The following is a 9894-nucleotide window of genomic DNA, read 5'->3' on the forward strand; positions in this document are numbered from 1 at the left end:
TCGCTTTTCAAGCTCGGAAGAGGACCTAATCAGCCTTGCGGGGGTGGGACTACGAACTAAATTTTTTCAAATTTAGTTCTGTCCCACTCCCTTCCTGTACAGATTCGGAAGACTTCAGTCCCCTAATTCTGATTAGTCTTCGTTTACGTAAGGCATCAAAGCCATTACACGCGCACGTTTGATTGCGTTTGTAACTTTACGTTGGTTCTTAGCTGAAGTACCAGTTACGCGACGTGGAAGAATTTTTCCACGTTCTGATACGAAACGGCTAAGCAATTCAGTATCTTTGTAGTCAACGTATTCAATCTTGTTTGCTGCGATGTAATCAACTTTCTTACGGCGTTTGAATCCGCCACGACGTTGTTGAGCCATGTTATTCTCCTTATCTTATTCTTCAATCCATTAGAATGGAAGGTCGTCATCGGAAATATCCATTGGGCTGGTTGCACCAAAAGGACTATCGTTTCGAGAAAAGTCTGGCATTGCAGGTTCTGACATGGATTGACTAGCAGCTGGAGCAGATCCAAAGCTGTTGCCACCAAAACTTGAACCGCCGGCGTTTCCTTCTCGAACAGCGCGACTTTCCAACATTTGGAAGTTATCTGCTACGACTTCAGTAACATAAACACGCTGTCCTTGCTGGTTCTCGTAATTACGAGTCTGAATCCGTCCCGTAATTCCGATCAAAGCACCCTTCTTAGCCCAGTTAGCCAGATTTTCAGCTGGTTGACGCCAGATGACCACATTGACGAAGTCAGCCTCACGCTCACCATTTTGGCTCTTGAAGGGGCGGTTCACCGCCAAGGTGAAGGTCGCCACTGCAACATTAGATGGGGTATAACGCAAATCTGCGTCCCGGGTCATACGACCAACAAGTACAACATTATTAATCATTTGTTACCTTCTTACGCGTCAAGTTTAACGATCATATGACGAAGAATGTCGCCATTGATTTTTGAAAGACGATCAAACTCACGAAGAGCTGCATCATCGTTCGCTTCAACGTTCACGATGTGGTAAAGACCTTCACGGAAATCTTGGATTTCGTAGGCAAGGCGACGTTTTTCCCATGCTTTTGATTCAATGATGGTTGCACCATTGTCTGTCAAAATTGCGTCAAAACGCTCTACCAAAGCTGCTTTCGCTTCTTCCTCAATGTTTGGACGAATAATATAAAGAATTTCGTATTTAGCCATTGATTATGTTCCTCCTTTTGGACTAATGACCCGCCTCAAGACGAGTAAGTGAGGGATATTCTCACAAGAAATTAGTATACAAGAATTTTAAATAGAATGCAAGCGAAAAGTTGGGAACAATTCCTGAACACTATTTTTTCTTAATCGGATGCCTCAGAATCGTTTTTAGTCGGGCAGGTTCTGTTTTACGAAAATCACTGATATAAATTTCATGATGCATTCGTTCAGACCTAATATCCAACTGATATCCTTCTCTATTCATATATTCATGCATCCGTTGAACCGTAGCCGGCTCATCCTCATAAGGTCCGATATGTAAGGACTGTACGCACAAACCTTCATCATAGGTGAACCACTCGACCTTGGCAAAATCCATTTTCTTCTTCTGACTGGCCTGCGCGATCGCCCAATCAAAATTTTCCTTGCTGACAAAATCAGGCATCCGAATCAGCGAAATAAACCGGAAATCCATTTTACGCTCGTAATCAACACCTTTGACCCCTTCTTGCCACCAAAGAGCTTCCAAAGGCGGTACGACAAAATCAAAGTAACCCTCCATACAATAATCGGTGTTTTTACTCATCTTGATTGTATAAGCAATCGGGTAGAGTAACCGAATGGACTCCTGGTACTCGCCACCAGCCTCATTCGGATCCCCCTGCCCCCTCACTGCTAGAAAATTTAACTTAGGCACCTGAACGATTCGTGGTTCCACCTTGATCGGATAAAACTCCTTGTATTCTTTTTTAACATTAAAGACCATTGTTACTCCTTTGGGATTTTAGAATAGCGTTTTTATCCAGACTCAGCCCTCATCCTTCTGAGGCCGCTCTTCTTCAATTTCCAGCAAAGCAGTTAGAGAAATACCTTCTCTTAAAATGGAGGCCTTTAATTGTTCATTCGTTTGTTTATCAAAATGAATGAGATCAAAGCGATAAATAGTCGGAAGCTCTTCCAAAAATTGTCGCATTGCCCCCAGCGTTTCAAAGGAAGCCTGCTCCCCAAAAATCGCCAAGTCAACATCGGAATACTTCCGATAATCCCCACGCGCACGTGAGCCAAAAATAAAGACTTGTTCGATCCCTGGGAAGGAGAGAATTTGCGCGTGAAGCTCCTTTAGGAATTCCAATTTTAAACCTGTTTTATTTTCCATTGAAGAAGGACTCCACTTTCAATAATTCTGGTACATAGACTACTTTGATTCTCTCCAAAAGATCCAGAGCCGTTTCAAAATCGTAAACATGGGTTAGCTGATTTCGAGCTCTGAGCATTTCGATTAAATCTTCACCTTCGACATCCATTTCTTCCAAAAGACCCGATGAAGCTGCTGATCTTAAGACATTTGTCGGTGAGATAATCCCAATGTCAACACCATTGAACTCGAGATAATCTTTTAGAGTCTTCCACATTAAATCGAATGAAAGCGTAAACTGCTTTAAGAGACCACTTAGCTCTAAATCAGAAAACTGGCTAATGGAACGCCCTTCTAGATGTCCATTTAATCGAGTAAGAATCTTGGAAAAGTTTTCATATTTTTTCTGATATTTTTGCTGCTCAGGCATAACTGTATCTCCTCTTACTTCTCTACTAACTTTAATAACAGTAGCACACCAGCCAACTGAAGACTCCAGTCTGCTGCTCTGGGGTTGGTTTCATTTTCTATCTGTGTCCTACTCACCAGTCATACTGGGTTAGCTGATATTGCTCAATCAGCTGGTTGAGTTTGTGGTTGTAGGTGCTGTCGGTGGCGTAGGTACCGGTGAGGGCCAGGGTAGCGTCTTGGTAGCTGGTGGTGTTGGCCTTCCAAGTTCCAGCGTAGAGGGGCTGGGAGAGGACTTGGGCATAGTCGGTGAGGGAGGCGTAGTAGGAGGGATAGCTGCGGAATTGGTCGTGGATTTCGTAGGTTTGGCCGCTGCCGTCATCTTCAGTGGTCAGGAAGTTGGCGCTTTGGCCTTGGTAGGTTCCTTTGATGCCGAAGAGATTATGATGGGGGGGCTGGGCTAGGCGGCTGGTTCCGGATTGGGATTCGAGGAGGGCTTGGGCGATCATGACGGAGGCGTAGAGGCCGTACTGGTTGGCGATTGCTTGGGCATCGGGGGCGATGTTTTGGACGAAGCTATCTTCGGTGGTGATGGTGTAGTCCCCTTGCTGGGTGGTGAGGGTTTGGTAGGCGAAGAAGCCCAAGCCTAGAGTTATTAAGGTCAGGGCTAAGAGGCCACGGCCTTTTTTTCTCTTGCGCATGCTTGACTCCCTTCTTCCAATTTTTCTTTAGTCTAACAAGAAAAAGACGAGAAGTAAAGGAAAAACTAGGCTTGCCAAGGGTTGTAAAAACGGCTGCCCTGAGCCCACATGAGGTAAAAGGCGAGGATCAGGGTGAGGAGGGCTAGGCCGAGCAGGAGATAGTCCTGCCAGGTCCAGGGTTGGCTCCAATACCAGGTTCTGCGTTTTTCCTTGCCGAAGCGGCGGAGTTCCATGGCGCAGGAGATGGTTTCGATGCGCTCGAGGGAGGTTAGGATGAGCGGGAAGAGGATCAGGGCGTTGCCGCGGATTCGTGCCAAAAGAGGTTGTTTGGTGGACAGGTCCAAGCCACGCGCCTGCTGGGATTTACGGATGATGACAAAGTCTTCTTGGACATCTGGAATGTAGCGCAGGGTCAGGCTTACTGCATAGGCAATGCGATAAGGGATCCCAATCTGGTTGAGGCTGGCCGCAAATTGGCTGGGGTGGGTGGTCAAGAGAAAGACCAGGGCCAGGGGCAGGGTAGCTACATATTTGAGAAAGAGGTTGGCCAGGTAGAACAGCTGCTCCTGGGTCACACTATAGGGACCGATGCCGGCCCAAAGTAGGTGGCGGGTGCCATAGATGTCCACCCCATACTCTGGTGCGAAGAGGTAGACCATGAGCAGGTTCATGGCTGCAAAGAAGGAGGCAAAGTAAATCACCCAGCGAATGCTGGCCCAAGAAATCCGCGAGAGGGCGAGCCCCAGCAAGGAGAGCAGGGCGATCGCCAGCAAGAGGCGAGTATCGTAGGTCAACATGGCCGCAATCGAGGTCAACAAGAAAAACAGAAACTTACTAGCACCACTTAGCTGGTGGATCCAGCTAGTGCCTGCCTGATAGCCGATAAACTGATTCATGCTTGCTTCCTCCTTTCTTGGTAAAACTGGGAGAGGGCCAAGGGATCCGCCTGAAGCTTAGCTGCCAGCTCAAAAAGCGAGGTCGTCCGCAAATGGGCCTGGGTAAGGAGCTCCGGTTGAGACAGGAGCTGGCGTGGATCCTGGTCGGCGATGATCTTTCCTTGATCCAAGACCAAAGCTCGGTCGGCATACTCCAACATCAGCTGCATGTCATGGGTAATCATAACAATGGCATGCCCCAAGCCTGCTAGCTCCTGAAGAAAATCCATCATCTCCCGATAATGGGCCTGGTCCTGACCGGCCGTCGGCTCATCCAAAATCAAGACCCGGGGTTCCAAAACCAAGATGGCTGCGATGGTCACCCGTTTTTTCTGACCATAGGAAAGGGCGGAGATGGGCCAATTCCGAAAAGGGGTTAGGCCACAAATTTCCAAGACGGCTGCAACCTTGGCAGCCACTTCTGCTTCTGCCAGACCTCTGAGCCGCAAGCCACGTGCCACCTCATCAAAGATCATGGTTTGGGAAATCATCTGGTTGGGGTTCTGCAGGACATAGCCAACTTGGTTGGCCCGGTCAGCCAAGGATTGGTCGGTGACTTCCTGACCCTGCCAGCAATACTGGCCTTGAGCAGGTAGGTAGCCTGATAAGAGCTGGGCCAAGGTTGACTTTCCAGTCCCATTTTTCCCAAGTAGAGCGACCAATTCGCCTTGCCGCAATTGCAGATTCAAGTTCTCAAACAGAACTGGTCTTCCCGGGTAAGCAAAGGACAGGTTGGTCCACTGGGCCAAGACCTCTGCCTCTTGCCCAGACTTCGCTGGGGAAACCTCTGGTAGGGAAAGCTGGGGCAACTCCAAGGTTGCGAGATGATCCAAGGGCTGGTCAGCACTCAGTTCCATCCCCAACTCCCGCAGGACGGTCAGATAGAGAGGTTCACGAATCCCGGCCCTTGTTAAGAGGGGGCTAGCCAAGAGCTGATTGGGGTTGCCATCAAAGGCAATCTGGCCGTTTTCCATCAGGATAATCCGGTCCAGACCTAGTTCCAAAACCTCTTCCAGGCGATGTTCAATAATGACCAAGGTCGAACCTGTTTCCTCGTGTAGACGCCCCAGCAGCTGTAAACTTTCATGGGCTGCCTGGGGATCGAGGTTGGCCAGGGGTTCGTCAAATAAGAGGAGGGAACTTTCGTCAATCAAAACACCTCCGAGACCAACGGCCTGCTTCTGCCCGCCAGAGAGATCCTGGGGACGCTGCTGGGCTAGGTCAGTCAGACCGAGCTTGTCCAGCCAATAGGCGACCTTGTCACGAATGACACTGGTTTCCAAGGCATCATTTTCTAAGGCGAAGGCCACATCCTCAGCCACCGTCTGGCCGATAAACTGGCCATCGGTATCCTGAAGAATACTGGAAATCAAGAGGGAACGCTCAACAATGCTGGACGCCAGCAAGTCCTGCCCTTGAAAGAGTAGCTGACCTTGGATCTCGCCCCGATAAACATGGGGGACCAAGCCGTTTAAGCATTGCCCAAGAGTCGACTTGCCAGATCCAGAGGGTCCAATAATAGCCACTTTTTCTCCCTGCTGGATGTCCAGGTTGATGTCTTTTAACGTTGGTTCAGCTTGACTTTGGTATTGAAAGGAAAATTCTTTAAACTGAATGAGTGGTAACACCGATTTTCTCCTCTTTTTTCTTCTATTTTATCATAGATGAAATACAAAATAGACAAAATCCATAGATTGAATTTTGTCCATTTCACTTATTCTTTGGTCAAACTACCTGTTTGAACTTGATTCTTGGCGTACAGGTTCAGCAATAAGCTTCCTGCAATGGCAACAACGAGGGCATTGATTCCGCCCGCAACGATTCCTTGGGCAAAAACCTTATTGGCCGCCTCTTGGTAGATTAGAATATCCAAGACCGGAGCGACCAGTCCCCAGAGAACAATGTTGGCACTAATCTGAACCAGGTTAAAGGTTAGCAGTCCTTTTGTCTGGAGCTGGCCGACTTGTAGGGACAAGCTCTTCTTGGTTATTCCAACAATCAACCCAAAAAGACCAGAAACAAAAATCCAAGACCACCAAGGATTCCCAAATTGAAGAAGATCCTTGACAGCGTGGCCGATAAAACCAATCAGAAATCCAACGAAGGGACCATAAACGACTGATAGCAAGGCCTGGACGGCGTATTGCAACTGGATCGAGGTATTGGGGATGGGTGTAGGAATACTAATGAGACCAACCACAATAAAGAGGGCAGCTCCGACACCGATAGCAACAACTTGTTTAATAGATAATTGTGACATTCTAAAACTCCTAAATTTTCTTCAACTGAATCGACCACTGAGGTCCAACGCCAACATTGTAGGCCTTGGAGAAGGACCCCTGATTGATGGCCAGACCTAGCCGGTAAACCGAGTTCACATAGAGGACTGGCTGGCCGATACGAACATCCGCAAAGGACTTGCCATAGACAACCTGATTTTGGTAAACCAGCATATCATTGTTGTAGATGGTTACCTCGAACCGATCGCCAAATTCGGGACTGAGCTTCTGGAAGTCCTCCCGTTTAATGGAGGTCCAAAGCGAACCAAAGCGCACATCCAGGATATCGACAACACCTTGAACCCAATCCGGCCCCTGAGTTGTTTTCACAACCGGAATTTCAACAATCCGCTCGACACTTAGTTCGGGACCGACCTCTTCAAAGTTAATGTGACCACTGGCTAATTTAGCCCCTGTGTAGGCATAAACATCGCGACCGTGGAAGGTGTAAGAATGCTCCGTATTGGCACGGCGGTTGGAAACCTCTGAGATTTCCCGCACGGCTACCACCTGATCCTTGATGTAGGATAAGGTCCCATTATCCGGTGTGACGATGTATTGATTCCGTTTGGTCAGAGCAACCACGCTTTTACGCTTGGAACCAACTCCTGGATCGACCACCGAAACAAAGGTCGTTCCTTCAGGCCAGTAATCAATCGTTTGAAAGAGCCGATAGCTGGCCTCTTCAATATGATAGGGAGTAATATCATGCGTGAGATGATGAATATTCAAATCACGTGCCTCTTCCAGAGCCACCCCAATCATGGCGGAAACAGCTCCATCTACCAAGCCAAAATCTGACTGCAATACTAATAACTGATTCATCATTCCTCCCAACAAAATGGTCGCTTCATTTATCGATTATTACAATAAATGAAAGAATTCTATTTTCGAATAGACCTCTAGTCTAGTCCATTTTGACGTCTTTAGCAAGTCATTTTTCGGTTTTTCTTTATAAAAATTATTTATTGAGCGAAATTCTATGGAAAGAACAAGAATAACTGAACAAAATTCTAAAAAAGAGGGGGAATAAACGAACTATCGGCAAACATAAAAAAGTGGGCTAGAACTAAAATGAAAAACATCCGTTCTATCCCACTCCTCTTTTAGACTCATCCGAAAAAGAACTACTCGACCTTACCTTCTGAAGTCGCTTGAAAGCGGAGTTGGCCATCCAAATAGGTTGCGTGGAGGTCTAGTTGCGGGGTCCAGATTAAGAAGTCAGCGGCTGCTCCTGGTCGGATTTGGCCGCAGTCGTCTTCTAGGCCAACTGAAAGGGCTGGATTAAGAGTCGCCATCCGCAAAGCCTCTTCCGGATTACCCAAGCCCCACTCAACGACATTTTTGACACCATCCTTGAGTTGGAGGATGGATCCGGCTAGAGAACCAGAATCTTTAAGGCGGGCCGTTCCTTCATGAACAAGGACCGGGAAATCGCCCAGCTGGTAATCGCCGTCTGGCATCCCGCCTGCCCGCATGCAGTCGGTAATCAAGGCAACTTGGTCCAGGCCTTTCTGATCCAGCAAAATTTGGCAGGCTCCCGGATGGACATGGTGGCCATCACAGATTAGTTCTGCAAAGGTATGAGGTAGTTGGTACATGGCCCCAACCATACCCAACTCCCGATGGGTCAACCCCCGCATGCCATTATAGGCATGAACCCAGACACTGGCTCCTGCCTGCACAGCTGCCCGAGCTTGATCAAAAGTCGCATTGGAGTGTCCCAAGGCAACAGTAACCCCTTCTTGGGTTAGGGTTTTGACAAACTCCTCAACTCCGTCCCGCTCAGGGGCTAAGGCAATTTTTCTAATGTGACCGTGTGCTGCTTCCTGCCAATCTCGGAATTCTTCTAAATCCGGATCTTTCATATAGGCTGGATTCTGCGCTCCTTTGAATTCCTCCGTGAAATAGGGACCTTCAAAATAAATTCCTTGAATTTTTGCTCCCTTAGCTTCCTGGTAGCGAGTTCCAATTTGTTCCGCTACTTGACGTAAATCTCCTGTATCTGCAGTCAGGGTTGTTGGGAGAAAGCTAGTCACTCCTGTACTAAGAAGTCTCTCACTCATGGTCGTTAGAATTCCATCAATATCCTTATCCATGACATCAACACCACCAAATCCATGAATATGGGTATCTACTAAACCTGCACTAATCCAATATCCCGTGTAATCACGGATTTCCGCTGATTCCGGTCTCTGACCCTGCCATTGCCCAAAACGACCATCTTTGATTTCTAAAAAACCTGCTCCCTTTTTCTCATAGGGATAGAAAAAAGCATCTGCTTGAATATAGTAGTTCATGATCCATCCTCCTTGTTTTTATTATACACCTTGATGTCAAAAAATAAAATGGTATAGACCGATTTCTCTAAAAAAATAATCCAGGTAACTGCACTACACAATTACCTGGATTATTACTTTATGACAGGAAATGATTTCAAGAAATTAAATGAAAAGGTTATTCCTCATCTTCTCGCTTTTTCCGCCCCACTAAACTTAGAGCTGTCAGCATTCCTGCTCCTAGGAGCATAGCTGCATGCGATAGTTCTGAATTTTCTCCTGTATTTGGAAGAACCGTTACTCGTTCTTCATTAGCTCGATTTGAGCTGTCAACTACGCCCCTAGAATCTGCTGTTGATCCTGTGTTCTCATTTGTAGGTTTAGCTGAAAAACTAACTTTAATAAGAACCGCAAGCTCCTCAACTGATCCATCTGGGTAAGTCACAAGTACCACAGTCGGCTTATCACCTGCTGTGCTAGTATCCACTGGATACTTGAAGGATACTTTCGTTCCTGCTGGAAGTTCAGACAGGTTGGCAATGGAATCTTCTGCCTTCGGTGTAGAACCTGGCTCAACTGTTTGATCCTTAGCGACTGGAGTGTTCTTATCTGCATCTGTTGCAGACTTAGATACCTTAACGGTCACTGGGACTTCTTCACTAGAACCATCTGGGTAGGTTACAACTACTGTAACTACTTTGTCTCCCTCACCTGTTGTGTCTACTGGCTCCTTGAAGGATACTTTCGTTCCTGCTGGAAGTTCAGACAGGTTGGCAATAGAATCTTCTGCCTTCGGTGTAGAACCTGGCTCAACTGTTTGATCCTTAGCGACTGGAGTGTTCTTATCTGCATCTGTTGCGGACTTAGATACCTTAACGGTCACTGGGACTTCTTCACTCGAACCATCTGGGTAGGTTACCACTACTGTAGCTGGTTTATCGCCTTCACCTGTCGTGTCTACTGG

At 47.2% G+C, this 9894-nt stretch carries 13 protein-coding genes; all 13 read right to left on the reverse strand.

From position 1 onward, the window contains the following. Positions 1-132 precede the first annotated feature (132 nt). Entirely contained in the window at positions 133-372 is a 240-nt protein-coding gene (gene rpsR, locus E5983_RS07010) for a 30S ribosomal protein S18 (protein ID WP_135038614.1), read from the reverse strand. Between the two features lie 30 nt (positions 373-402). Continuing rightward, the gene (locus tag E5983_RS07015) at positions 403-894 is read right to left on the reverse strand and encodes a single-stranded DNA-binding protein (RefSeq protein WP_160333165.1); all 492 of its coding nucleotides are present in this window, start codon (positions 892-894) and stop codon (positions 403-405) included. A gap of 11 nt (positions 895-905) precedes the next feature. Then, positions 906-1196, reverse strand: coding sequence for a 30S ribosomal protein S6 (gene rpsF / locus E5983_RS07020; RefSeq protein WP_160333166.1), 291 nt, complete (start codon positions 1194-1196; stop codon positions 906-908). 130 nt (positions 1197-1326) lie between these two features. Continuing rightward, entirely contained in the window at positions 1327-1959 is a 633-nt protein-coding gene (locus E5983_RS07025; protein WP_160333167.1) for a GyrI-like domain-containing protein, read from the reverse strand. Positions 1960-2001: 42 nt separating this feature from the next. Beyond that, positions 2002-2349: a nucleotidyltransferase family protein gene (locus tag E5983_RS07030; RefSeq protein ID WP_160333168.1), complete on the reverse strand. Its 348-nt coding sequence runs from the start codon at positions 2347-2349 to the stop codon at positions 2002-2004. Further along, positions 2339-2758 carry an HI0074 family nucleotidyltransferase substrate-binding subunit gene (locus tag E5983_RS07035; protein ID WP_160333169.1) on the reverse strand — a complete coding sequence of 140 codons (420 nt, stop codon included), beginning with the start codon at positions 2756-2758 and terminating at the stop codon, positions 2339-2341. The genes E5983_RS07030 and E5983_RS07035 overlap by 11 nt, the downstream gene beginning before the upstream one ends. A gap of 112 nt (positions 2759-2870) precedes the next feature. Next, positions 2871-3437 carry a glycoside hydrolase family 73 protein gene (locus E5983_RS07040; protein ID WP_160333170.1) on the reverse strand — a complete coding sequence of 189 codons (567 nt, stop codon included), beginning with the start codon at positions 3435-3437 and terminating at the stop codon, positions 2871-2873. A 65-nt stretch (positions 3438-3502) separates the two neighbouring features. Then, positions 3503-4333: an energy-coupling factor transporter transmembrane component T family protein gene (locus E5983_RS07045; protein ID WP_160333171.1), complete on the reverse strand. Its 831-nt coding sequence runs from the start codon at positions 4331-4333 to the stop codon at positions 3503-3505. Continuing rightward, positions 4330-6000, reverse strand: coding sequence for an ABC transporter ATP-binding protein (locus tag E5983_RS07050; protein ID WP_160333172.1), 1671 nt, complete (start codon positions 5998-6000; stop codon positions 4330-4332). The genes E5983_RS07045 and E5983_RS07050 overlap by 4 nt, the downstream gene beginning before the upstream one ends. Positions 6001-6086: 86 nt before the next feature. Next, positions 6087-6632, reverse strand: coding sequence for an ECF-type riboflavin transporter substrate-binding protein (locus E5983_RS07055; RefSeq protein WP_160333173.1), 546 nt, complete (start codon positions 6630-6632; stop codon positions 6087-6089). A 10-nt stretch (positions 6633-6642) separates the two neighbouring features. Further along, complete coding sequence (locus E5983_RS07060; protein WP_202056555.1) at positions 6643-7479, reverse strand: SAM hydrolase/SAM-dependent halogenase family protein; 837 nt, start codon at positions 7477-7479, stop codon at positions 6643-6645. Between the two features lie 299 nt (positions 7480-7778). Beyond that, positions 7779-8951 (reverse strand): N-acetylglucosamine-6-phosphate deacetylase, encoded by a 1173-nt coding sequence (gene nagA, locus E5983_RS07065; protein ID WP_160333175.1) that lies wholly within the window; start codon positions 8949-8951, stop codon positions 7779-7781. 157 nt (positions 8952-9108) lie between these two features. Further along, positions 9109-9894 (reverse strand): Rib/alpha-like domain-containing protein (locus E5983_RS07070; protein WP_160333176.1); only part of this gene is annotated, 786 nt, incomplete at its 5' end.

The sequence above is a fragment of the Streptococcus danieliae genome (assembly GCF_009767945.1).
In the GTDB taxonomy this organism is placed as follows: Bacteria; Bacillota; Bacilli; order Lactobacillales; family Streptococcaceae; genus Streptococcus; species Streptococcus danieliae.

Bases quoted from the DNA above. Each gene is read 5' to 3' on its own strand.
- E5983_RS07030 (WP_160333168.1), bottom strand. From the start codon at position 2,349: ATGGAAAATAAAACAGGTTTAAAATTGGAATTCCTAAAGGAGCTTCAC.
- nagA (WP_160333175.1), bottom strand. From the start codon at position 8,951: ATGAACTACTATATTCAAGCAGATGCTTTTTTCTATCCCTATGAGAAA.
- E5983_RS07025 (WP_160333167.1), bottom strand. From the start codon at position 1,959: ATGGTCTTTAATGTTAAAAAAGAATACAAGGAGTTTTATCCGATCAAG.
- E5983_RS07035 (WP_160333169.1), bottom strand. From the start codon at position 2,758: ATGCCTGAGCAGCAAAAATATCAGAAAAAATATGAAAACTTTTCCAAG.
- rpsR (WP_135038614.1), bottom strand. From the start codon at position 372: ATGGCTCAACAACGTCGTGGCGGATTCAAACGCCGTAAGAAAGTTGAT.
- E5983_RS07040 (WP_160333170.1), bottom strand. From the start codon at position 3,437: ATGCGCAAGAGAAAAAAAGGCCGTGGCCTCTTAGCCCTGACCTTAATA.
- E5983_RS07055 (WP_160333173.1), bottom strand. From the start codon at position 6,632: ATGTCACAATTATCTATTAAACAAGTTGTTGCTATCGGTGTCGGAGCT.
- E5983_RS07060 (WP_202056555.1), bottom strand. From the start codon at position 7,479: ATGATGAATCAGTTATTAGTATTGCAGTCAGATTTTGGCTTGGTAGAT.
- rpsF (WP_160333166.1), bottom strand. From the start codon at position 1,196: ATGGCTAAATACGAAATTCTTTATATTATTCGTCCAAACATTGAGGAA.
- E5983_RS07045 (WP_160333171.1), bottom strand. From the start codon at position 4,333: ATGAATCAGTTTATCGGCTATCAGGCAGGCACTAGCTGGATCCACCAG.
- E5983_RS07015 (WP_160333165.1), bottom strand. From the start codon at position 894: ATGATTAATAATGTTGTACTTGTTGGTCGTATGACCCGGGACGCAGAT.